General features: G+C 61.3%; 27 protein-coding genes and 1 pseudogene. 18 read left to right on the top strand and 10 right to left on the bottom strand.

What is annotated here, in order from left to right; translation table 11 throughout:
- Positions 1–29 precede the first annotated feature (29 nt).
- From QF043_RS00245 to pilG, 4 genes are read right to left on the bottom strand one after another with little or no spacing between them, the layout of a single operon-like run.
- Positions 30–2,081, bottom strand: a complete 2,052-nt coding sequence (locus tag QF043_RS00245; RefSeq protein WP_017139440.1) for a methyl-accepting chemotaxis protein — start codon at positions 2,079–2,081, stop codon at positions 30–32.
- The gene (locus tag QF043_RS00240) at positions 2,078–2,602 is read right to left on the bottom strand and encodes a chemotaxis protein CheW (protein WP_307417133.1); all 525 of its coding nucleotides are present in this window, start codon (positions 2,600–2,602) and stop codon (positions 2,078–2,080) included. Before QF043_RS00240 ends, QF043_RS00245 begins: the two co-directional genes overlap by 4 nt.
- A 12-nt stretch (positions 2,603–2,614) precedes the next feature.
- On the bottom strand, positions 2,615–2,980 hold the full coding sequence (pilH, locus tag QF043_RS00235) for a twitching motility response regulator PilH (protein WP_017139442.1): 366 nt from the start codon (positions 2,978–2,980) through the stop codon (positions 2,615–2,617).
- A 46-nt stretch (positions 2,981–3,026) separates the two neighbouring features.
- A complete protein-coding gene (gene pilG, locus QF043_RS00230) occupies positions 3,027–3,434 on the bottom strand; it encodes a twitching motility response regulator PilG (RefSeq protein WP_010564379.1) in 408 nt (135 codons plus the stop codon).
- A gap of 239 nt (positions 3,435–3,673) precedes the next feature.
- Between pilG and gshB the strand changes: the two genes are divergently transcribed.
- From gshB to QF043_RS00195, 7 genes and pseudogenes are all read left to right on the top strand, one after another.
- Positions 3,674–4,627 (top strand): glutathione synthase, encoded by a 954-nt coding sequence (gene gshB / locus QF043_RS00225; protein ID WP_056857702.1) that lies wholly within the window; start codon positions 3,674–3,676, stop codon positions 4,625–4,627.
- A gap of 77 nt (positions 4,628–4,704) precedes the next feature.
- Positions 4,705–5,610 carry an energy transducer TonB gene (locus QF043_RS00220; protein WP_307417132.1) on the top strand — a complete coding sequence of 302 codons (906 nt, stop codon included), beginning with the start codon at positions 4,705–4,707 and terminating at the stop codon, positions 5,608–5,610.
- 213 nt (positions 5,611–5,823) lie between these two features.
- Positions 5,824–6,393: a YqgE/AlgH family protein gene (locus QF043_RS00215; RefSeq protein WP_017139445.1), complete on the top strand. Its 570-nt coding sequence runs from the start codon at positions 5,824–5,826 to the stop codon at positions 6,391–6,393.
- Complete coding sequence (gene ruvX / locus QF043_RS00210) at positions 6,393–6,830, top strand: Holliday junction resolvase RuvX (RefSeq protein ID WP_003213744.1); 438 nt, start codon at positions 6,393–6,395, stop codon at positions 6,828–6,830. The genes QF043_RS00215 and ruvX overlap by 1 nt, the downstream gene beginning before the upstream one ends.
- Positions 6,831–6,912: 82 nt before the next feature.
- The gene (pyrR, locus tag QF043_RS00205; protein WP_056857700.1) at positions 6,913–7,419 is read left to right on the top strand and encodes a bifunctional pyr operon transcriptional regulator/uracil phosphoribosyltransferase PyrR; all 507 of its coding nucleotides are present in this window, start codon (positions 6,913–6,915) and stop codon (positions 7,417–7,419) included.
- 24 nt (positions 7,420–7,443) lie between these two features.
- A pseudogene (locus QF043_RS00200) lies at positions 7,444–8,449 on the top strand (aspartate carbamoyltransferase catalytic subunit).
- Positions 8,446–9,717, top strand: coding sequence for a dihydroorotase (locus tag QF043_RS00195; protein ID WP_138813466.1), 1,272 nt, complete (start codon positions 8,446–8,448; stop codon positions 9,715–9,717). The pseudogene QF043_RS00200 and the gene QF043_RS00195 overlap by 4 nt, the downstream one beginning before the upstream one ends.
- A gap of 140 nt (positions 9,718–9,857) precedes the next feature.
- Here the strand turns inward: QF043_RS00195 and QF043_RS00190 are convergent, their stop codons facing one another.
- The gene (locus QF043_RS00190; RefSeq protein ID WP_176991626.1) at positions 9,858–10,286 is read right to left on the bottom strand and encodes a TM2 domain-containing protein; all 429 of its coding nucleotides are present in this window, start codon (positions 10,284–10,286) and stop codon (positions 9,858–9,860) included.
- A 249-nt stretch (positions 10,287–10,535) separates the two neighbouring features.
- On the opposite strand from QF043_RS00190, the gene QF043_RS00185 reads away from it, so the two are divergent.
- Complete coding sequence (locus QF043_RS00185) at positions 10,536–11,171, top strand: C40 family peptidase (RefSeq protein WP_017139450.1); 636 nt, start codon at positions 10,536–10,538, stop codon at positions 11,169–11,171.
- Positions 11,172–11,355: 184 nt separating this feature from the next.
- On the opposite strand, the gene QF043_RS00180 is transcribed toward QF043_RS00185, so the two are convergent.
- Entirely contained in the window at positions 11,356–12,396 is a 1,041-nt protein-coding gene (locus QF043_RS00180) for a type IV pilus twitching motility protein PilT (protein WP_307417130.1), read from the bottom strand.
- A gap of 57 nt (positions 12,397–12,453) precedes the next feature.
- Here QF043_RS00180 and QF043_RS00175 point away from each other — a divergent pair, with 57 nt between their 5' ends.
- From QF043_RS00175 to QF043_RS00135, 9 genes are all read left to right on the top strand, one after another.
- A complete protein-coding gene (locus QF043_RS00175; RefSeq protein ID WP_307417129.1) occupies positions 12,454–13,140 on the top strand; it encodes a YggS family pyridoxal phosphate-dependent enzyme in 687 nt (228 codons plus the stop codon).
- 33 nt (positions 13,141–13,173) lie between these two features.
- Positions 13,174–13,992, top strand: coding sequence for a pyrroline-5-carboxylate reductase (proC, locus tag QF043_RS00170; RefSeq protein WP_307417128.1), 819 nt, complete (start codon positions 13,174–13,176; stop codon positions 13,990–13,992).
- 25 nt (positions 13,993–14,017) lie between these two features.
- Positions 14,018–14,605: a YggT family protein gene (locus QF043_RS00165; RefSeq protein ID WP_017139454.1), complete on the top strand. Its 588-nt coding sequence runs from the start codon at positions 14,018–14,020 to the stop codon at positions 14,603–14,605.
- Between the two features lie 193 nt (positions 14,606–14,798).
- Complete coding sequence (locus tag QF043_RS00160; protein WP_307417127.1) at positions 14,799–15,938, top strand: homoserine O-acetyltransferase; 1,140 nt, start codon at positions 14,799–14,801, stop codon at positions 15,936–15,938.
- A gap of 7 nt (positions 15,939–15,945) precedes the next feature.
- Positions 15,946–16,566 carry a methionine biosynthesis protein MetW gene (gene metW, locus QF043_RS00155; RefSeq protein WP_016972957.1) on the top strand — a complete coding sequence of 207 codons (621 nt, stop codon included), beginning with the start codon at positions 15,946–15,948 and terminating at the stop codon, positions 16,564–16,566.
- 21 nt (positions 16,567–16,587) lie between these two features.
- The gene (locus tag QF043_RS00150; RefSeq protein WP_307417126.1) at positions 16,588–17,025 is read left to right on the top strand and encodes a DUF4426 domain-containing protein; all 438 of its coding nucleotides are present in this window, start codon (positions 16,588–16,590) and stop codon (positions 17,023–17,025) included.
- Positions 17,022–17,615 (top strand): RdgB/HAM1 family non-canonical purine NTP pyrophosphatase, encoded by a 594-nt coding sequence (rdgB, locus tag QF043_RS00145; RefSeq protein ID WP_071490376.1) that lies wholly within the window; start codon positions 17,022–17,024, stop codon positions 17,613–17,615. Before QF043_RS00150 ends, rdgB begins: the two co-directional genes overlap by 4 nt.
- Positions 17,612–18,814: a radical SAM family heme chaperone HemW gene (gene hemW, locus QF043_RS00140; RefSeq protein WP_307417125.1), complete on the top strand. Its 1,203-nt coding sequence runs from the start codon at positions 17,612–17,614 to the stop codon at positions 18,812–18,814. The genes rdgB and hemW overlap by 4 nt, the downstream gene beginning before the upstream one ends.
- An 18-nt stretch (positions 18,815–18,832) precedes the next feature.
- Positions 18,833–19,156, top strand: coding sequence for a DUF3392 domain-containing protein (locus QF043_RS00135; protein ID WP_056857690.1), 324 nt, complete (start codon positions 18,833–18,835; stop codon positions 19,154–19,156).
- Between the two features lie 143 nt (positions 19,157–19,299).
- Here the strand turns inward: QF043_RS00135 and trmB are convergent, their stop codons facing one another.
- From trmB to QF043_RS00115, 4 genes are all read right to left on the bottom strand, one after another.
- Positions 19,300–20,025, bottom strand: coding sequence for a tRNA (guanosine(46)-N7)-methyltransferase TrmB (gene trmB, locus QF043_RS00130; RefSeq protein WP_056857689.1), 726 nt, complete (start codon positions 20,023–20,025; stop codon positions 19,300–19,302).
- 9 nt (positions 20,026–20,034) lie between these two features.
- Positions 20,035–20,829, bottom strand: coding sequence for a thiazole synthase (locus QF043_RS00125; protein WP_105521099.1), 795 nt, complete (start codon positions 20,827–20,829; stop codon positions 20,035–20,037).
- A 65-nt stretch (positions 20,830–20,894) separates the two neighbouring features.
- Positions 20,895–21,095, bottom strand: coding sequence for a sulfur carrier protein ThiS (gene thiS, locus QF043_RS00120; protein WP_307417124.1), 201 nt, complete (start codon positions 21,093–21,095; stop codon positions 20,895–20,897).
- Between the two features lie 71 nt (positions 21,096–21,166).
- Positions 21,167–21,544: a DUF423 domain-containing protein gene (locus QF043_RS00115; protein ID WP_056857688.1), complete on the bottom strand. Its 378-nt coding sequence runs from the start codon at positions 21,542–21,544 to the stop codon at positions 21,167–21,169.
- Positions 21,545–21,618: 74 nt separating this feature from the next.
- Here QF043_RS00115 and mtgA point away from each other — a divergent pair, with 74 nt between their 5' ends.
- Positions 21,619–22,341: a monofunctional biosynthetic peptidoglycan transglycosylase gene (gene mtgA, locus QF043_RS00110; protein WP_307417123.1), complete on the top strand. Its 723-nt coding sequence runs from the start codon at positions 21,619–21,621 to the stop codon at positions 22,339–22,341.
- Positions 22,342–22,350: the final 9 nt, after the last annotated feature.

Genomic DNA, 22,350 nt, shown 5'->3' with positions numbered 1-22,350 from the left:
TTGGACTGTGGTGTTTTCCAGATAGCATTTCAATCATCGGCCTGTTTAGGCGGCGGCAGGGTGAAACCCGACACCGACCGGCGCAACTGGCTGGCCATTTTTGCCAGGTTGCCGATGCTTTCCGCCGTGGCCGTAGAACCCGACGACGTCTGCGTGGTGATCTGCTGAATCACATTCATCGTCAGTGAAATCTGCCCCGCCGATGAGGTCTGTTGCTGCGCCGCATTCGAGATGCTCTGAATCAACGCCGCCAGGGTTTTCGACACGCCTTCGATCTCTTCCAGCGCCACGCCCGCGTCCTGGGCCAGCCGCGCGCCGCGCACCACTTCGGTGGTGGTCTGCTCCATGGAGATAACCGCTTCGTTGGTGTCGGCCTGAATCGCCCGCACCAGGGTTTCGATTTGCCGGGTGGCGGCGGATGAGCGCTCGGCCAGCCGCTGTACTTCGTCGGCCACCACCGCAAAACCGCGCCCGGCGTCACCGGCCATGCTCGCCTGGATGGCGGCGTTGAGGGCGAGGATGTTGGTCTGGTCGGCAATGTCGTCGATCAGGCTGACGATGTCGCCAATCTCCTGGGAAGATTCGCCCAGGCGTTTGATACGTTTGGCGGTGTCCTGGATCTGTTCGCGAATGTTGTCCATGCCATGGATGGTGTTGTGCACCACCTCGTTGCCCTTGTTGGCGATTTCCACCGAGCGCTCCGCCACGGCCGAAGATTCGGCGGCGTTGGCCGACACTTGATCGATGGACTGCGCCATCTGGTTGATCGCCGTAGAGGCTTCGGCGATCTGCTGGGCTTGGTGCTCCGAAGCCTGGGCCAGGTGCATGGCGGTGGCTTGGGTGTCCTGCACCGCACCCGCCACTTGCCCGGCGGTGAGGTTGATGGTGGCGACCAGATCGCGCAGCTGGTCCACGGAGTAGTTGATGGAATCGGCGATGGTGCCGGTGAAGTCCTCGGTGACCGAGGCGGTCACGGTGAGGTCGCCGTCGGCCAGGTCTTCGATTTCATCGAGCAGGCGCATGATCGCGTTCTGATTGCGCTCGTTCTTCTCGGCGGTTTCATGCAGTTGGCGGTTGGTTTCGCGCACCATCACCAGGCCGATCAGAATAATCGAGGCCAGCGCCAGCAAACCCAGCACATAGCCGCCAATGGTGTCGAAACTGCGCCCGCTGGCAAGGTTTTCAAACCCGGTGGCCAAGTGCGAGGCTTCATCGAGCAGGGTTTGCGACAGGTTGAAGATATTGCTCGCCGAGGCCCGTACCTGGAACAGCTGCGGCGAGGTTTCGAGGATTTCATCCACGGAGCCGGAGACAAACTCGAACAGCTCCGAGATTTCCGCCAGCCGCGCGCGGGCGTCATGGTCTTCGACCTGGGTAATGCGCAAGCCCGGGTTGCCGTTGAGCATGCCGTTGAGCACCACACCGAAGCGGCTGGCATCGCGACCAAAGGCATCAGCGGCCTGCACGGCGGTTTCGTCGCCCGCGAGCACCGTGTTGACCGCGCCTAAAATGCGCTCGGCCAACAGCGACTGGCGTTGCGCCAACGCTACCTGACTGGCCGGTGCGCCACGTTGCAGCAGGATATCGACGACCTTTTCCGACTCCATCTGCAATTGCGGCACGGTTTCGGCGAGGGTCGCGGCCACTTGATGCAGGGACAGCACGGTTTGCTCGCTGGCGAGGATCGCGTCGGTGTTTTTCAGCAGCGCTTCCCAGTCGGTCTGCACCGCGCGCATTTCCGCCCGAACCGCACTGGGCGCGGCGGGCAGACCGGTTTCGGTATCACCTTTTTTCAGGTAGCCCCAGCGTTGGGCAAAGTCGTTGCGCGCATCGCCCAGCAATTTAAACGCGGCGGCCTTGCCGGCAGCGGCCTCGGTGGCGTTTTTGGCGATGCGTTGGGACAGCACACGCAGCTCACCGGCGTGGCCGATGTACTGCTTGTCATAGGTGGACTGGGTGTTGAGGTACGCGAAGTTGGCAAACAGCAGCATGATGAACACGATCAGTGCGATAAACAGCACGATGATCTGTGAGCGGCTGCGCGACGCGGCCTGGGGTTTGGGCGTGGTGACGGTGGTCATTCGGCAACATCCATAAAGCCCGGAGCCTGGGCCAGAGCGAAGGGGCTGAAGACTTGCCACAACTGATCGCTGTCGAACTCGCCCTGAATAAACGGCGCGGCTGGAGCAGTGCTCACCAGCAATGCGTCTTGTGCGAAATGCTGCATGCCTACCACCTCGTCTACCAGCAACCCGACAAACAGGTCGTTGTACTCGACCACCAGCACCCGCCGCTGCTTGCGTGCCTTGGACAGTTCCAGGCCAAGAAAACCGCCCAGGTCCATCACCGGCAGCAAACGCCCGCGCAGGTTGGCCACGCCCTTGACCCACGGCTTGACGCCGGGCATCAGCGTGCAACGCGGCTCATGCAGCACTTCGGCGACTTCGCCCATCGGCGCCACGTACCAGTGGGGCCCCAGGCGAAAGCCGATCCCGCTCCAGCGTTGCAGGCGGGCTTCCTGGGACGGCAGGTCGGCGGCCAGCAGGCGGCAGCGGCGGTCGATGTCCAGCAGCAGCTCGAAGGCGGTTTGCGACTCGGTCATGATCGCGAGCCTTTAGCCGGCCAGTACCTTGTTCAGGGTGGCGATCAGGGTGTCTTCGTCCACCGGCTTGGTCAGGTAATCCTTGGCACCCTGGCGTGCGCCCCAGATCTTGTCGGTTTCCTGATCCTTGGTGGTGATGATGATGATCGGAATGCCGTTGGTTTCCGGCTCCTTGGACAGCTGGCGGGTTGCCTGGAAGCCGTTGAGGCCCGGCATCACGATGTCCATCAGCACGGCGTCGGGTTTTTCCTGACGGGCCAGGGCCACGCCGTCCGCGCCGTTTTCGGCCTTGAGCACCACGTGGCCGTGCTTTTCGAGCATGCCGGTGAGTTTGTACATTTCAGTCGGCGAATCGTCGACGATCAGAACGCGTGCCATGGTTTTCCCCACTACATTGGTCGGCGCCGGCCCTTGTGAGGCGGCGTCAGTGTGCTTGTTCTACTGCGGCGAACCCAGGCACGTAAGCCTTGATTGCACCCAGCAGTTCTTCCTTGCTGAAAGGCTTGGTCAAAAACTGATCGACACCGACGATGCGCCCCTTGGCCTTGTCAAACAGGCCGTCTTTGGACGACAGCATGATCACCGGGATCGACTTGAACGCCGGGTTGTTCTTCACCAGGGCGCAGGTCTGGTAGCCATCCAGGCGCGGCATCATGATGTCGACAAAGATAATGTGCGGGTGATGATCAACAATCCGGGCCAGGGCATCGAAACCGTCGATGGCCGTGATCACATCGCAGCCCACGTTCTTCAACAGCGTCTCGGCCGTGCGGCGGATCGTTTTCGAATCGTCGATCACCATCACTCTCAAGGCGTTGGAATGCTGTTCCATATCTGCTCTACCATCGCCACAGCGAATCGGTTTTCGGTGTGTACTGCCTGATGTTGCACAGGATGAGCGCCGCAAGCCTTGGAATTCAAGGGCTGCTGCGCCGTGGCAGTCTTTTTAGCACAGTCTCCGGGCGCAATCTATCGAGCAACCGGCCAGGTGGTTTTTCCTTGACCCACAACAGCCGCAGCGCCACTCTGACGCCACTTTTATGCGCCCTAATTTGCTAGAGGAAATCCCCCATGAGCGTTCGCGTCGGCATTGTCATGGACCCTATCGCCAGCATTTCCTATAAAAAGGACAGCTCGCTGGCCATGCTCCTGGCCGCCCAGGCCCGCGGCTGGACCCTGTTCTATATGGAGCAGCGCGATCTTTACCAGGGCGACGGCGAAGCCCGCGCACGCATGCGCCCGCTGCAGGTGTTTGCCAACCCTGAGAAGTGGTTTGAGCTGTCGGACGAAATCGACAGCCCGCTGAGCGATCTGGACGTGATCCTGATGCGCAAGGACCCGCCGTTCGACATGGAGTTCGTCTACTCCACTTACCTGCTGGAACAGGCCGAGCGCGCCGGCGTGCTGATCGTCAACAAGCCGCAGAGCCTGCGCGACTGCAATGAAAAACTGTTCGCCACGCTGTTCCCGCAGTGCACGCCGCCGACCGTGGTCAGCCGCCGTGCCGACGTGCTGCGTGAATTCGCCGCCAAACACGGTGATGTGATCCTCAAGCCGCTGGATGGCATGGGTGGCACGTCGATCTTCCGTCATCGCGCCGGTGACCCGAACCTGTCGGTGATCCTCGAAACCCTGACCGCGCTGGGCACCCAGCAGATCATGGGCCAGGCTTATATCCCGGCGATCAAGGACGGCGACAAACGCATCCTGATGATCGACGGCGAGCCGGTGGATTACTGCCTGGCGCGTATTCCGGCGGCAGGCGAGACCCGTGGCAACCTGGCGGCCGGTGGTCGTGGTGAAGCACGCCCATTGTCGGACAAAGACCGTTGGATCGCCTCTCAGGTTGGCCCGACCCTGCGGGAAAAAGGCCTGCTGTTTGTAGGACTAGACGTAATTGGTGAGAACCTCACCGAAATCAACGTCACCAGCCCGACCTGTATTCGCGAGATCGACAACGCATTTGGCACGAATATCGGCGAAATGCTGATGGCAGCCATTGAGCGCAAGCTACAAGCCAAGTGACATAGAACAGCCGGACATCAACCAACATTGCGTTATCATGCGCCATCTGTGAAACGCGCGATGTTGGTTTTTTTGTCATGACACTCCCGTCCGATCTGCCCCCCGAACTCTCCCACAGCGGCGTGCGCCCGGCTGATCGGCTCGGATTTACCCTGTTCCTGGCCGCCCTGATCCACCTCGCCTTACTCCTTGGCCTGGGCTTCACCTACGTGGAGCCCAAGCAGATCAGCAAAACCCTGGAAATCACCCTCGCCACGTTCAAGAGCGAAAAGAAGCCCGAAAAGGCCGATTTTCTCGCCCAGGACAACCAGCAAGGCAGCGGCACCCTCGACAAGAAGGCCGTGCCCAAGACCACCGAAGTGGCGCCCTTCCAGGACAACAAGGTCAATAAAGTCACGCCGCCACCTGCCCCCAAGCCCGAGGTCAAGCAGGCCGCGCCCAAGGCCGCCGTGGCCACCGTCGCGCCGAAACCGCAAAAAGCTGCGACCCAGCGCGAGAAAGCCAAGACCGAGCCGACGCCTGAGCCGGTGAAGCCTGCGCCGACGTTCGACAGTTCGCAGCTCTCCGACCAAATCTCCAGCCTCGAAGCGGAGCTGGCCAATGAGCAACAGCTGTATGCCAAGCGCCCGCGCATCTACCGCCTGAATGCCGCGTCGACCATGCGCGACAAAGGCGCCTGGTATAAGGACGAGTGGCGCAAGAAAGTCGAGCGCATCGGCAACCTCAACTACCCGGATGAGGCGCGGCGTCAGCAAATCTATGGCAATTTGCGTCTTCTGGTGTCGATCAACCGCGACGGTTCGTTATATGAAGTGCAGGTGCTGGAGTCGTCCGGCCAGCCATTGCTGGACCAGGCCGCCCAGCGCATCGTGCGCCTGGCTGCGCCTTTCGCGCCGTTTACCGGTGATTTGAACGACATCGACCGCCTGGAAATCATCCGCACCTGGAAGTTTGCCAGGGGCGATCGGCTGTCCAGCAACTGAGGATCGTTCCCCCTGTGGCGAGGGAGCTTGCTCCCGCTGGGCCGCGCAGCGGCCCCTGCTCTTTGCTTTAAAAGCAGGGGACTGCTACGCAGTCCAACGGGAGCAAGCTCCCTCGCCACAGGTACGAAGTACATCCTTTAATGAAGGGTATTAAGGGGTGCCCCAGATAACTCCAGCTTGTCAGTTCGCCCCTCCAACGCCACACTAGTTAACATGAAAAATGTCAGCCCGACCTACCTCAAGCATCAATTCCTGATCGCCATGCCCCATATGGCCGACCCGAACTTTGCGCAGACCTTGACCTACATCGTCGAGCACACGGCCAATGGTGCCATGGGGTTGGTGGTCAACCGCCCGCAAGAGCTGAACCTGGCCGATATCCTTGAGCAATTGCGCCCCGAGATCGACCCACCGGCGCGTTGCCAGGGCGTGCCGATCTACATCGGCGGGCCGGTGCAGACCGATCGCGGCTTTGTGCTGCACCCCACCGGGCCGAAGTTTCAGGCCACGGTCGACCTTGAAGGCGTGTCACTGTCCACTTCTCAGGATGTGTTGTTCGCCATCGCCGACGGCGTTGGCCCTGAGCAAAGCGTGATCACCCTCGGCTACGCCGGTTGGGAAGCCGGGCAACTGGAAGCCGAACTGGCCAGCAATGCCTGGCTGACCTGCCCGTTTGACGCCGACATCCTGTTCAACACCGCCAGTGAGCTGCGCCTGGAAGCGGCTGCCGCCAAGCTGCGGGTCAACCTCAGCCTGTTGACCAGCCAGGCGGGGCACGCCTGATGGCTTTGCGCTTGATCCTCGGTTTTGACTACGGCACCAAACAGATCGGCGTAGCGGTCGGCCAGGTGATTACCGGCCAGGCCCGCGAGCTGTGTACCTTGAAAGCCCAGAACGGCGTGCCGGACTGGAACCAGGTCGAAGCCCTGATTAAAGAGTGGAAGCCTGATGCGGTCGTGGTCGGCCTGCCGTTGAACATGGACGGCACTCCCAGCGAGATGTGCCTGCGCGCGGAAAAATTCGCCCGCCGCCTCAATGGCCGCTACAACCTGCCCTTCTATACCCACGACGAACGCCTGACCACCTTTGAAGCCAAGGGTGAGCGCCGCGACCGTGGCGGGCAAAAAGGCAGCTACCGCGACAACCCGGTGGACGCCATTGCCGCCGCCCTGTTACTGCAGGGCTGGCTGGATGAAAACACCGCTTTATTTGAATCCTGACTGACGCGGCTTGCCGCGTCTTTTTACGTTTGAGCCCAGACCTTGTGCGCACCCCGCTGCGCAAGGCCTAGAAGGAGCCACCATGAGCCTGCCCAATCCCACCGAACTGATCAGCCAGATGGCAACGAGCCTCAGCGCCCATCTGCAACACCGTGCCATCAGCGAGCCGCGGTTTATTGGCATCCGCACCGGCGGTGTATGGGTGGCCCAGGCGCTGCTGGAAGAACTGGGCAGCGATTCGCCGCTGGGCACCCTGGATGTGTCCTTTTACCGCGACGACTTCAGCCAGAATGGCCTGCACCCGCAAGTACAGCCCTCGGCGCTGCCATTCGAGGTCGAAGGCCAGCATCTGGTGCTGATCGACGACGTGCTGATGAGCGGCCGCACCATCCGCGCCGCCCTCAACGAGCTGTTCGACTATGGCCGCCCCGCCAGCGTAACCCTGGTGTGCCTGTTGGACCTGGATGCTGGCGAATTGCCGATCAGCCCGGATGTGGTCGGCGCCACACTGTCCCTTGAAGCCCACCAGCGGGTAAAATTGTCCGGTCCCACGCCGCTCGAACTCGAACTGCAAGACCTTGCCCTTTAAACCGCCTTGTACAGAGTCCCCGCGATGACGCCTCTAGATGCCAAGCGCCCGCTGCAGCTCAATGCTCAGGGCCAGTTGCAACACTTCTTGTCCCTCGACGGTTTGCCCCGCGAGTTGCTCACCGAAATCCTCGACACTGCCGACTCGTTCCTCGAAGTCGGTGGCCGGGCGGTGAAGAAAGTCCCGCTGCTGCGCGGCAAAACCATCTGCAATGTGTTCTTCGAGAACTCCACGCGCACCCGCACCACCTTTGAACTGGCGGCCCAACGGCTGTCGGCCGACGTGATCACGTTGAACGTGTCTACCTCGTCGGCGAGCAAGGGCGAAACCCTGCTCGACACCCTGCGCAACCTGGAAGCCATGGCCGCCGACATGTTCGTGGTACGCCACGGCGACTCCGGCGCCGCACACTTTATTGCCGAGCATGTGTGCCCGCAGGTGGCAATCATCAACGGCGGCGACGGCCGTCACGCCCACCCGACCCAGGGCATGCTCGACATGCTCACCATTCGTCGGCACAAGGGCAGCTTTGAAAACCTCTCGGTGGCCATCGTCGGCGACATCCTGCACTCGCGGGTGGCGCGTTCGAACATGCTGGCCCTGAAAACCCTGGGTTGCCCGGATATCCGCGTGATCGCGCCGAAAAACCCTGCTGCCGATCGGCATCGAACAATACGGCGTGAAGGTCTACACCGACATGACCGAAGGCCTCAAGGGTGTGGACGTGGTGATCATGCTGCGCCTGCAGCGCGAGCGCATGTCCGGAGGCCTGTTGCCGAGCGAAGGCGAGTTCTACCGCCTGTTCGGCCTGACTACCGCGCGTTTGGCCGGCGCCAAGCCGGATGCCATCGTGATGCACCCAGGCCCGATCAACCGTGGTGTGGAGATTGAATCGGCGGTGGCCGATGGCCCGCAGTCAGTGATCCTCAACCAGGTGACTTATGGCATCGCCATCCGCATGGCCGTGCTGTCCATGGCCATGAGCGGGCAAACCGCGCAACGTCAATTCGAGCAGGAGAACGCCCAGTGAAGCTCAGCATTCTTGGCGCTCGCGTTATCGATCCGGCCAGTGGCCTGGATCAAGTCACCGATCTACACCTGGAAGCCGGCAAGCTCATCGCCATTGGCGCCGCGCCCGCAGGTTTCAGCGCCAGCCAGAGCATCGATGCCAAGGGCCTGGTGGCCGCACCTGGCCTGGTGGACCTGAACGTCGCCCTGCGCGAGCCGGGTTACAGCCGCAAAGGCAGCATCGCCAGCGAAACCCGCGCCGCCGCTGCCGGTGGCGTCACCAGCCTGTGCTGCCCGCCGCACACCAAGCCGATCCTGGACACTTCGGCGGTGACCGAGTTGATCCTTGACCGCGCCCGTGAAGCCGGTAATTGCAAAGTGTTCCCCATCGGCGCCCTGAGCAAAGGCCTGGAAGGCGAACAACTTGCCGAGCTGATCGCCCTGCGCGATGCCGGTTGCGTGGCGTTCGGCAACGGCCTGGAGAGTTTTCGCAGCACTCGCACGCTGTGCCGTGCGCTGGAATATGCGGCTACGTTCGATCTGACCGTGATCTTCCACTCCCAGGACCGCGACCTGGCCGAAGGTGGCCTGGCCCATGAAGGCGCCGTGGCCAGCTTCCTCGGCCTGCCGGGCATTCCGGAAACTGCCGAGACCGTAGCCCTGGCCCGTGACCTGCTGCTGGTGGAACAAAGCGGTGTACGCGCGCACTTCAGCCAACTCACCAGCGCACGCGGCGTGGCCTTGATCGCCCAGGCCCAGGCGCGCGGTCTGCCGGTAACGGCGGATGTGGCGTTGTATCAGTTGATTTTGACCGATGAGGCGTTGATCGACTTCTCCAGCCTGTATCACGTGCAGCCGCCGCTGCGCACCCTGGCCGACCGTGAAGGTTTGCGTGCGGCGGTGAAGTCGGGTGTGGTTTCGGCGATTTCCAGCCATCACCAGCCCCACGAACGGGATGCCAAGCTGGCACCGTTTGGCGCGACAGAGCCAGGCATCAGCAGCGTAGAGCTGTTGTTGCCACTGGCGATGACGCTGGTGGAAGACGGCTTGCTGGACTTGCCGACGCTGCTGGCGCGCCTGAGCGCTGGCCCGGCCGAGGCCCTACGCCTGCCGGCGGGCAAGTTGGCGGTGGGTTCGGCGGCGGATCTGGTGCTGTTTGACCCGGCCAGTTCCACGGTTGCCGGGGAACACTGGCTGTCCAAGGGCGAGAACTGCCCGTTCATCGGCCATAGCCTGCCGGCGACGGTGCGCTACACCTTGGTGGATGGGCGGATTACTTACCAGGCCTGACTCCAGTCTGGAGTGGCCAAAGTAAATGTGGGAGCGGGCTTGCTCGCGAATACGGTGTGTCAGCCGGCAAATATGCTGACTCCACCGCTTTCGCGAGCAAGCCCGCTCCCACATTGGGCTCTCTAATAGGCTTGAGAGACTTATCGGCCGTTGTTGCGCTCGGCATTGCGGATCGAAATCTGCGTATTCAACGTCCAGAAGTCATACAGCACCCCGATCAGGAACAAACCGCCGGTCAGCAGGTAGATCAGACCGGTGATCCATTTGCCCTGGTACATGCGGTGCAAGCCGAACACACCCAGGAATGCCAACAGAATCCAGGCCACGTTGTATTCGATCGGCCCGGCGGTGAAACGCAGGTCCGCTTCACGGTCCATGGCCGGGATCAGGAACAAGTCGATCAGCCAGCCGATGCCGAACAGGCCGAAGGTGAAAAACCAGATCGTCCCGGTCACGGGTTTGCCGTAATAGAAGCGATGCGCCCCGGTAAAACCAAAAATCCAAAGCAGGTAACCGATCACCTTGCTGTGGGTGTCTTGCTGCGTAACATCCTGTCGATAGGTGTTCATGGAGTACCTCTTTTGCCTCGATAGATAAATTTTTTCATTTTCTTTGTGACTTTTTTACGGGCGCCCGACGCACGGCAAATGGTATCTTCCCTCCCGCAAAGCCTTATGCCACCTGACCTCTGTAGGACAATTGCGGCAATTCGTCGCGTTTTTCCTGAGTTTGACCCCAGAGTTCAGTCGACAAACGGCCTGAGAACGACACAAAAAGCTGTTATAAAGTTGCGCGCAAACCTAAAAGAGCCACGCCTAATGCGACCATTTTTCAAGACATGGCTAACCATCTGCCTATTAATGCCACTGGCCGCCCACGCCACCAATCGTGAGCAACGTCTTCCTAACGTTAACGGTTTCACCCCTAAAGTTCACAGCACACCCAGCACTGCCAAGTCGGTAAAGCTGACCGTCAACCGCCCGACTCAAGTGAGCAAGGCCCACGGTAAAGCAATCCACACCCAACTGGCCGTCAACACCAAGCAAAGCAGCAATGTCCTCAGCCGCGCCGTTAACGTGCTCGGTACTCCTTATCGTTGGGGCGGCAGCAGCCCAAGTAAAGGGTTCGACTGCAGCGGTTTGGTGAAATATGCGTTTAATGATGTAAAAGCGGTGGATTTGCCCCGCACCTCCAACGCCATGGCTGCCGGCCACGGCTTGAAGGTTGATCGCAAGGACTTGAAACCGGGCGACCTGTTGTTCTTCAAACTGAAGAGCCGCCAGGTCAACCACGTTGCCATCTACCTGGGCAACGACCGCTTTATCCACGCACCGCGCCGTGGCAAGTCGGTGAGCATCGACACGCTGAAAAAGCCGTTCTGGGACAAGAACTACGTGATTGCCAAGCGTGTTCTGCCTAAAGAGCAGAATAACCTGCGAGTTGTTCAGCGCTGATCCCAGGCTGAATGCACTACAAAATGTGGGAGGGCTTGCTGTGGCGAGGGAGCTTGCTCCCGCTGGACCGGGCTGGCGCTCCAGTGCGAAGCGCTCCCAAAATCTTGGGGCCGCTGCGCAGCCCAGCGCGAGCAAGCTCCCTCGCCACTGCAAGCCCGCTCCCACATTTGTTTTGCGTCGATCTTCAGACCTCTATATCTCCAGGCACCCGCGCCTGCCCCCGCGCCTCCTCCCGGCTGATCAGCCCTTCGCTGACCAACGCCTTCAAGCTCATATCCAGGGTTTTCATCCCCAACGCCCCGCCGGTTTGAATCGCCGAGACCATCTGCGCCACCTTGTCTTCGCGGATCAGGTTACGGATGGCTGGCGTGCCCAGCATGATCTCGTGCGCCGCCACCCGGCCGCCGCCGAGCTTCTTGACCAGTACCTGGGACACCACCGCCTGCAATGACTCCGACAACATGGCGCGCACCATGGCTTTTTCCCCCGTCGGGAACACGTCCACCAGCCGATCCACGCTCTTTGCCGCTGAAGAGGTGTGCAGCGTGCCTAATACCAAGTGCCCGGTCTCTGCGGCCGTCAGCGCCAGGCGGATGGTTTCGAGGTCACGCAGCTCGCCCACCAGAATCACATCCGGGTCCTCACGCAGGGCCGAGCGCAGCGCCGCCGAAAAGCTATGGGTATCGCGGTGTACCTGGCGCTGGTTGATCAGGGCCATTTTCGGCCTGTGGATAAATTCGATCGGGTCTTCCAGCGTGAGGATGTGCTGGCGTCGGTGCTGGTTGAGGTGGTCGATCATCGCCGCCAGCGTCGTCGACTTGCCGGAGCCGGTCGCCCCGGTCACCAGCACCAGGCCGCGCGGCAGCTGCGCAATACGGCGGAATACCTCGCCTAACCCGAGGCTCTCCAGGCTTTGCACTTCGGTGGGGATGGTGCGAAACACCGCGCCCATGCCGCGATCCTGGCGGAACACATTCGCGCGAAACCGCGCCAGGCCCGGCAGCGCGAAGGCAAAATCCGTTTCAAGAGATGTTTCGAAATCCTTTTGTTGGTGCTGATTGAGCAAAGGGCTTAACAAGTCCGCAACTTGCGTAGGCGAAAGCGCCGGGCCATCCAATGGCCAGATTTCGCCATCGACACGCAGCATCGGCGCCAGGCCAGCCGACAAATGCAGGTCGGAGGCGCCACGGCGCACGCTGGCCGTCAGCAGTTCAGTGATATCCATAGGGCTTTCCATTTCCAGTAGAATGCCGCGGACTCCATATCCACGGGTGCATCTTGAATGTCGACGATAGCAGACAACATTGGCCAGGTTAGCCAGCGCATCCGCGCCGCGGCCCACGCCGTGCAACGTGACGAAAGCAGCATCCACCTGCTGGCCGTGAGCAAGACCAAACCTGCCCAGGCCGTGCGCGAAGCCTATGCCGCCGGCATGCGCGACTTTGGCGAGAACTACCTGCAGGAAGCCCTGGGCAAACAGGCTGAATTAACCGACCTGCCCTTGAGTTGGCACTTCATCGGCCCCATTCAATCGAACAAGACTCGTGCGATCGCCGAGTACTTCGCCTGGGTGCATTCCGTGGACCGCCTGAAAATCGCGCAACGCCTGTCTGAACAACGCCCGGCTGACCTGCCACCGCTGAATATCTGCATTCAGGTCAACGTGAGTGGCGAAGCCAGCAAGTCCGGCTGTACACCCGCCGACCTGCCGGCCCTGGCCGCTGCAATCAGCGCCCTGCCGCGTTTGAAGCTGCGTGGCTTGATGGCGATCCCCGAGCCGACTGAAGATCGCGCTGCACAAGATGCAGCCTTCGCAGCGGTCAGCGATCTGCAAGCCAGCCTGAACCTGCCGCTGGACACACTTTCCATGGGCATGAGCCACGACCTTGAGTCGGCTATCGCCCAAGGGGCCACGTGGGTGCGGATCGGTACCGCCCTGTTTGGCGCCCGCGACTACGGCCAGCCGTGAAATGGCTGACATCCATCTAAGTAAGGACCTGTCATGAGCAACACGCGTATTGCCTTTATCGGCGCCGGCAACATGGCGGCCAGCCTGATCGGCGGCCTGCGGGCCAAGGGCCTGCAAACCACGCAGATCCGCGCCAGCGACCCCGGCGCCGAGACCCGCGCCCGCGTCAGCGCCGAGCACGGTATCGAGACCTTTGCCGATAACGCCGAGGCCATCCAGGGCGTCGACGTGATCGTGCTGGCGGTAAAACCGCAAGCCATGAAGGCCGTGTGCGAAAGCCTGCGCCCGAGCCTGCAACCGCACCAACTGGTGGTGTCGATCGCCGCCGGTATCACTTGCGCGAGCATGAACACCTGGCTCGGTGCCCAGCCGATCGTGCGTTGCATGCCCAATACGCCGGCACTGCTGCGCAAGGGCGTGAGCGGTTTGTACGCCACCGCCGAGGTGACTGCCGAGCAGCGCGGCCAGGCTCAGGAACTGCTGTCTGCCGTGGGCCTGGCCGTGTGGCTGGAACAGGAGCAGCAATTGGACGCGGTCACCGCCGTGTCCGGTAGCGGCCCGGCTTACTTCTTCCTGCTGATCGAAGCCATGACGGCCGCCGGCGTGAAACTGGGCCTGTCACATGAAGTCGCCGAGCAACTGGCCGAGCAAACTGCTTTGGGCGCCGCGAACATGGCGGTAGAAAGCGATGTGGACGCCGCCGAGTTGCGCCGTCGCGTGACCTCGCCAGGCGGCACCACGCAGGCTGCCATCGAATCGTTCCAGGCCGGGGGCTTTGAAGCCCTGGTGGAAAAAGCACTGGGTGCTGCGGCACACCGTTCAGCCGAGATGGCTGAGCAACTGGGCAAATAGTCATCCCTTACCAAGGTAATCAAACATGCTCGGAATCAATGACGCTGCCATTTTCATCATCCAGACCCTGGGCAGCCTGTACCTGCTGATCGTGCTGATGCGTTTTATCCTGCAACTGGTGCGGGCGAACTTCTACAACCCGCTCTGCCAGTTCGTGGTCAAGGCTACCCAGCCGCTGCTCAAGCCGCTGCGCCGGGTGGTGCCGAGCATGTTCGGCCTGGACATGTCCTCGCTGGTGCTGGCGCTGCTCCTGCAAATCCTGTTGTTTGTGGTGATCCTGATGCTCAACGGCTACCAGGCGTTCACGGTGCTGCTGTTGCCATGGGGTTTGATCGGGATCTTCTCGCTATTTTTGAAGATCATTTTCTGGTCGATGATCATCAGCGTGATTCTGTCGTGGGTCGCACCTGGCAGCCGCAGCCCGGGCGCCGAGTTGGTGGCCCAGATCACCGAACCGGTGCTGGCGCCGTTCCGTCGCCTGATCCCGAACCTGGGCGGCCTGGATATTTCGCCGATCTTCGCGTTTATCGCGATCCAGCTGCTGCAAAGCTGGGTGATTCCGCGCCTGGCGTACTATGCGTTCATGCCTAAAGAACTGTTCGGCCTGATCTGATAGGTGGAAAAATTGTGGGAGCGGGCTTGCTCGCGAATGCGGTAGATCAGTCGATATTTTCGCTGACTGACATACCGCATTCGCGAGCAAGCCCGCTCCCACATTTTGTATCTGCGTACGGGTGCAGGCCTTTGCTTGCCGCTGGGGTCACCGCTCTTTAGACTTACGCCTCATTTAAACGAGAGCAGGGTCGATGCCAGCTGCCTTCCCCCCCGATTCTGTTGGACTGGTCGTGCCCCAAGTGGCGCACTTCAGCGAACCGCTGGCCCTGGCCTGCGGTCGTTCGCTGCCTGCCTACGACCTGATCTATGAAACCTATGGCCAACTGAACGCCACGGCGAGCAACGCCGTGCTGATCTGCCACGCCCTGTCCGGCCATCATCACGCCGCCGGCTTTCACAGTGCCGACGAGCGCAAGCCCGGCTGGTGGGACAGCTGCATCGGCCCCGGCAAGCCCATCGACACCAACAAGTTCTTTGTGGTCAGCCTGAACAACCTCGGCGGCTGCAACGGTTCCACCGGCCCCAGCAGCCTCAACCCGGAAACCGGCAAGCCGTTCGGCGCCGACTTCCCGGTGCTGACCGTGGAAGACTGGGTGCACAGCCAGGCGCGTCTTGCCGACTTGCTGGGCATCAACCAATGGGCCGCCGTGATCGGCGGCAGCCTGGGCGGCATGCAGGCGCTGCAATGGACCATCTCCTATCCGGATCGCGTGCGCCATTGCCTGGCCATCGCCTCGGCACCAAAACTGTCGGCGCAGAACATCGCTTTCAATGAAGTGGCACGCCAGGCCATCCTCACCGACCCCGAGTTCCACGGCGGTTCGTTCCAGGAAGCCGGTGTGATCCCCAAGCGCGGCTTGATGCTGGCGCGGATGGTCGGGCATATCACCTACCTGTCCGATGATTCCATGGGCGAGAAATTCGGCCGTGGGCTCAAGAGCGAAAAGCTCAACTACGACTTCCACAGCGTCGAGTTCCAGGTCGAAAGCTACCTGCGTTATCAGGGCGAGGAGTTCTCGGGGCGTTTCGACGCCAACACTTACCTGCTGATGACCAAGGCGCTGGACTACTTCGACCCGGCCGCCAACCACGACGACGACCTGGCGAAAACCTTCGAGCACGCTACGGCCAAGTTCTGCGTAATGTCGTTCACCACCGACTGGCGCTTCTCGCCAGCGCGCTCCCGTGAGTTGGTGGACGCCTTGATGGCCGCACGCAAAGACGTCTGCTACCTGGAGATCGATGCTCCGCAAGGCCATGACGCTTTCCTGATTCCGATCCCACGCTACCTGCAGGCCTTCAGTAACTACATGAACCGAATAGCACTGTGAGAACGCCATGAGAGCCGACCTGGAAATCATCCAAGACTGGATCCCCGCCGGCAGCCGCGTGCTCGACCTGGGCTGCGGCGATGGCGAACTGCTGAGCTGGCTGCGCGACAACAAGCAAGTCACCGGTTATGGCCTGGAAAACGACCCGGACAACATCGCCCAGTGCGTGGCCAAGGGCATCAACGTGATCGAGCAGGACCTGGACAAGGGCCTGGGCAACTTTGCCAGCAACAGTTTCGATATCGTGGTGATGACCCAGGCCCTGCAAGCGGTGCACTACCCGGACCGCATCCTCGACGAGATGCTGCGCGTGGGCCGCCAGTGCATCATCACTTTCCCCAACTTTGGGCATTGGCGCTGCCGCTGGTACTTGGCCACCAAGGGCCGAATGCCGGTCTCGGACTTCCTGCCGTACACCTGGTACAACACGCCGAACATTCACTTCTGCACCTTTGAAGACTTTGAAGCCCTGTGTGGCGAGCGTGAAGCCAAGGTGATCAACCGCCTTGCCGTCGATCAACAGCACCGCCACGGCTGGGCGAGTAAACTATGGCCCAACCTGTTGGGCGAAATTGGTATCTACCGGGTCAGCAGCCCTGGCCTGACCGACCACAAGATTGCCGTCTAATCATTATCAAGAGGCACGATCATGAGTCGTTTGGCTGTTTTTTTATTGACTGCATTGCTGGGCGCCAACGCTATGGCAGCAGACGCCGTCGACGGTAAACGCCAGAAAGAATTTGGCGATATCACTGTGCACTACAACACCTTTACTTCGAGTTTCCTGCAACCGGAAACCGCCCAGGCAGCCGGTATCGTGCGCAGCAACGAGAAGGGCCTGATCAATGTGTCGGTGATCAAGGGCGTGACGCCAGTGGCCGCGCAGGTGACCGGCACGATCAAGGACTTGAGCGGCAAGAGCGAAGTGCTGACGTTCAAGCAGATTACTGAAAAGGGCGGCATCTCGTACCTGGCGCCCTATTCGGTCACACAGCAGGAATACCGGACGTTTACCATCAACGTTGAAACCAGTGGCAAGGCCCACGGCTTCAGCTTCGTCCAAGAACTTTTTCCGGGCACCAAATGAACCTCACCCAACTCGTACTGGCCAGCCATAACGCCGGCAAACTCAAAGAACTCCAGGCCATGCTCGGCGACTCCGTGCAACTGCGCTCGATCGGCGAGTTCAGCCAGGTAGAGCCGGAAGAAACCGGCCTGTCGTTTGTCGAAAACGCCATCCTCAAGGCCCGCAATGCCGCACGCATCTCCGGCCTGCCGGCGCTGGCGGATGACTCGGGCCTGGCCGTGGATTTCCTCGGCGGCGCGCCGGGCATCTACTCGGCGCGGTATGCCGATGGCAAAGGCGACGCGGCCAACAACGCCAAGCTGCTGGACGCGCTCAAGGACGTGCCGGACGCCGAGCGCGGTGCACAGTTCGTCTGCGTGCTCGCGCTGGTTCGCCACGCTGATGACCCGTTACCGATTCTGTGCGAAGGCCTGTGGCACGGGCGCATCCTGCATGCCGCCAGTGGTGAGCATGGCTTTGGCTATGACCCGCTGTTCTGGGTGCCGGAGCGCAATGTCTCCAGCGCCGAACTGAGCCCGGCCGACAAGAACCAGATCAGCCACCGCGCCCGCGCAATGGATTTGCTGCGCCAACGCCTGAGCCTGAAATGACCCAAAACACCTCTGCGCAGCCGCTGATCCACGGCGGCGCGCAAACACCTCGGGCGGCCCTGCCGGTGCTGCCGCCTCTGGCGCTGTACATCCATATTCCGTGGTGCGTGCGCAAATGCCCGTATTGCGACTTCAACTCCCACACCGCGAGCAAAGTGCTGCCGGAAGAAGAGTATGTGGACGCACTGCTGGCCGACCTTGATCAAGACCTGCACGCAGTTTACGGCCGTGAACTGAGTTCGATCTTCTTCGGTGGCGGTACGCCTAGCCTGTTCAGCGCCGCCGCGCTGGGTCGCCTGCTCAAGGGCGTGCAAGCCCGTATTCCGTTTGCCGGCGATATCGAAATCACCCTGGAAGCCAACCCCGGCACCTTCGAACAAGAGAAGTTCGTGGCGTACCGCAAGCTGGGGATCAATCGCCTGTCCATCGGCATCCAGAGCTTCCAGCAGCAAAAGCTTGAGGCGTTGGGCCGCATCCATAATGGCGATGAAGCCGTGCGCGCCGCCGGCATGGCACGCCAGGCCGGGTTCGATAACTTCAACCTGGACTTGATGCACGGCTTGCCCGATCAGTCGCTGGACGATGCCCTGAGCGACTTGCGCCAGGCCATCGCACTGAAGCCCACGCACTTGTCGTGGTATCAGCTGACGCTGGAACCCAACACCGTGTTCTGGAACCAGCCGCCCGCGCTGCCGGAAGACGACACGCTATGGGACATTCAGGAAGCCGGCCAGGCGCTGCTGGCCGAACACGGTTACGCGCAATATGAAGTCTCGGCCTATGCCCAACCCGGCCGCCCGGCGCGACACAACCTGAACTACTGGAGCTTCGGCGACTTTATCGGCATCGGCGCCGGTGCCCACGGCAAGCTCAGCCACCCGGACGGGCGCATCGTGCGCACCTGGAAAACCCGGGCGCCCAAGGACTACCTCAACCCGGCCAAAAGCTTCCAGGCCGGCGCGAAAGAGCTGACCAACGAAGAGCTGCCGTTCGAGTTCCTGATGAACGCTTTGCGCCTCACCGCAGGCGTTGAATCCAGGCTATACGCCGAGCGCACCGGCCTCGACCTGGCCAGCCTCGACGAAGGCCGCCGGGAGGCAGAACAAAGTGGCTTAATGCAGGTCGAACCGTCACGCCTGGCGGCCACCGACCGTGGGCAACTGTTTCTCAATGACCTGTTGCAGAAGTTTTTGAGCTGATCGCTCTAAGGAAATCACATGGATTTGGTACTCGACCTGCTCGCCACCGTGTCCCGCTGGAGCCGTAGCAACCTGTCGGAAATCTCCCTGGCCCTTGTCGGCTGCCTACTGGTGCTGTTTGGCGCGGATATCAAAGGCTGGATCGAAGGCCGCTTGGGCAGCCTTGCCGGGGCCTTGCGCGTACCCTTGATGGCATTGGTGTGCATGATCGGCAGCGGCGCGGCGCTGCTGTATGCCACGCCATGGATTGTGCGGGGGCTGAGCCAGTTCAATAACTACAGCCTGGCGCCGGTGTTGGTGGTGGTGCTGGTGTTGATTGGCGTAGTAGCCGACCGCCGCTGATTCCAAAGCTCAACACAAAACAACTGTGGGAGCTGGCTTGCCTGCGATGCAGGCACCTCGGTGTATCTGTGATACTGAGGTGATGCTATCGCAGGCAAGCCAGCTCCCACAGTTGATTGCATTCCAAGCCGGCTATTGGCTCGTCAGTCGACCTTCTCGAACTTCAAATCCCAAACCCCATGCCCCAGTCGCTCGCCACGGCGTTCGAACTTGGTGATCGGGCGCTCGGCCGGGCGTGGTACGCATTTACCGTCTTCGGCCAGGTTGCGGTAGCCAGGCGCTACGTCCATCACTTCCAGCATGTATTCGGCGTACGGCTCCCAGTCGGTGGCCATGTGCAGAATGCCACCGACTTTCAGCTTGCTGCGCACCAGCTCCGCGAAGGAAGCCTGGACGATACGACGCTTGTGGTGACGGCTCTTGTGCCAAGGGTCCGGGAAGAACAGCATCAGGCGGTCGAGGCTGTTGTCGGCGATGCAGCGGTTGAGCACTTCGATCGCATCGCAGTCGTAGACACGCAGGTTGGTCAGGCCTTGGGTCAGCACGCCGTTAAGCAGCGCGCCGACACCTGGGCGGTGCACTTCCACACCGATGAAGTCCTGGTCCGGCGCGGCCGCGGCCATTTCCAGCAGGGAGTGACCCATACCGAAACCGATTTCCAGGGAGCGTGGGGCCGAGCGGCCGAACACCTGGTCGTAGTCCACCGGCGCGTCGGCCAATGGCAACACGAACAGCGGCGTACCTTGCTCCAGGCCCTTTTGCTGGCCTTCGGTCATGCGGCCGGCGCGCATCACAAAACTCTTGATGCGGCGGTGCTTGGACTCGTCGCCTTCTTCCACGGGGTTCGGCGTTTCGTTTGATTCAGTCATCAATGGCTCTTACTTGATCAGACCATCCAGCGGCGAGGAGGCGCTGGCGTACAGTTTTTTCGGCATGCGACCGGCGAGGTACGCCAGGCGGCCCGCGACGATTGCGTGTTGCATGGCTTGGGCCATCATGACCGGCTGCTGCGCATGGGCGATGGCCGAGTTCATCAGTACCGCGTCACACCCCAGCTCCATGGCGATGGTAGCGTCGGAGGCAGTGCCCACGCCCGCATCCACCAGCACCGGAATCTTGGCTTCTTCGAGGATGATTTGCAGGTTGTACGGGTTGCAGATGCCCAGGCCGGAACCGATAAGGCCGGCCAGCGGCATCACCGCGATGCAGCCGATTTCGGCCAATTGGCGTGCGATGATTGGGTCATCACTGGTGTAGACCATCACGTCGAAGCCTTCCTTGACCAGGGTTTCGGCGGCCTTGAGTGTTTCGATCACGTTGGGAAACAGGGTTTTCTGGTCGGCCAGCACTTCCAGTTTTACCAGGTTGTGGCCGTCGAGCAGCTCACGGGCCAGGCGACAGGTGCGCACGGCTTCGATGGCGTCGTAGCAACCGGCAGTGTTCGGCAGGAAGGTGTAGCGATCCGGCGACAACACTTCGAGCAGGTTCGGCTCGCCCTCGATTTGGCCGAGGTTGGTGCGGCGCACGGCAAACGTTACGATCTCGGCACCCGAGGCTTCGATGGCCAGGCGCGTTTCTTCCATGTCGCGGTACTTGCCGGTGCCGACCAGCAGGCGGGACTGGTAGGTACGACCGGCCAGGACGAAAGGCTTGTCGCTACGAACGATGCTCATGGGAAATCCTCGAATTGGGGTGAGGTTCTGCAGAATGCGGGTTGGCGCCCTAGAGCGCCGGGCGGTTAGCCGCCGCCGATGGCGTGGACCACTTCGACCTGATCACCTTCGGTGAGCGCGGTTTCGGCTTGCAGGCTACGCGGGACGATATCCAGGTTGAGCTCTACTGCGACACGGCGTCCGGTCAGGTCCAGACGGGTCAGCAGGGCCGCAACGGTTTCACCGTCGGGCAGTTCAAAGGATTCGCCGTTCAACTGAATGCGCATGCCACGGGCCGCCATCGTTTTTAGGGGCCAGCATTCTAGCCCGATCAGCGCGGCTGACCCAAGTCCCTTGGTCAGGCGACCTGTAGACGCCAGGCTGTCAAACCGAGGAAGAACCAGCCGAGCAGGAAGGCCAGCCCCCCAAACGGCGTGATGATGCCCAGCTTGCTGATGCCCGTCAGAGTCAGCGCATACAGACTGCCCGAGAACAGCAAAATGCCGACGGTAAAGGAGATGCCCGCCCAGCTGACCAGTCGGCCAGGAATATGCGCGGCCAGCAACGCCACGCCGAACAGCGCCAGGGCGTGCACCAACTGGTAGGTGACGCCCGTATGGAAGATCGCCAGGTACTCGGCGCTCAAGCGGTTTTTCAGGCCGTGGGCGGCAAAGGCGCCCAGGGCGACGCCGGTAAAGCCGAAAAAGGCAGCCAGCATCAGAAAGCTACGCAGCATGAGGAACTCCAGTCAGACTCGAGGGGCAGGGTCTGTATAATGGCCCGCTCAACGGGTTCGGCCAAGCCATCTCTATGCTGCGTCTCCTCTTCAAGCGCTTTCTTAATGTCATTAAATGGTTTGCCATCGGCAGTGTGCTGCTGGTGCTGCTGTTTCGTGTGGTGCCGCCGCCGTTCACCGCGTTGATGGTGGAGCGCAAAATCGAATCCTGGGTCGACGGCGAGCCGATTGATGTACAGCGCACCTGGGTGCCGTGGGATGAGATATCCGACGAACTGAAAGTGGCGGTAATGGCCGGTGAAGACCAGCGTTTCCCGCAGCACTGGGGTTTTGACTTCGGCGCGATCCAGGCGGCGCTGGCGCATAACGAGCGCGGCGGTTCGATTCGCGGCGCCAGTACCTTGAGCCAGCAAGTGTCGAAGAACCTGTTTTTGTGGACCGGCCGCAGTTATCTGCGCAAAGGCCTGGAAGCCTGGTTTACCGCGCTGACCGAGGTGCTGTGGCCCAAGCAGCGGATTCTTGAGGTGTACCTCAATAGCGTGGAGTGGGATGAAGGCGTATTTGGCGCAGAGGCGGCCGCGCGGCATCACTTTGGCGTGAGCGCCAAGGCGCTGTCCCGCCAGCAGGCCAGCTATCTGGCGGCGGTTTTGCCCAATCCACGGGTGTGGAGCGCCAGCCATCCGACGGCGTATGTGGCACGGCGGGCGGCGTGGATTCGGCAGCAGATGAGCCAGCTGGGCGGGGATGGTTACTTGGCGGAGTTGAATAACTCCCGCAAAGCCCCGTGGTCCGATTAACACAACACA

The organism is Pseudomonas sp. W3I7 (genome assembly GCF_030816095.1).
Lineage (GTDB): Bacteria > Pseudomonadota > Gammaproteobacteria > Pseudomonadales > Pseudomonadaceae > Aquipseudomonas > Aquipseudomonas salomonii.
The sequence above is the reverse complement of the archived record's forward strand: the minus strand, read 5'-3'. Positions and strand labels throughout refer to the sequence as shown.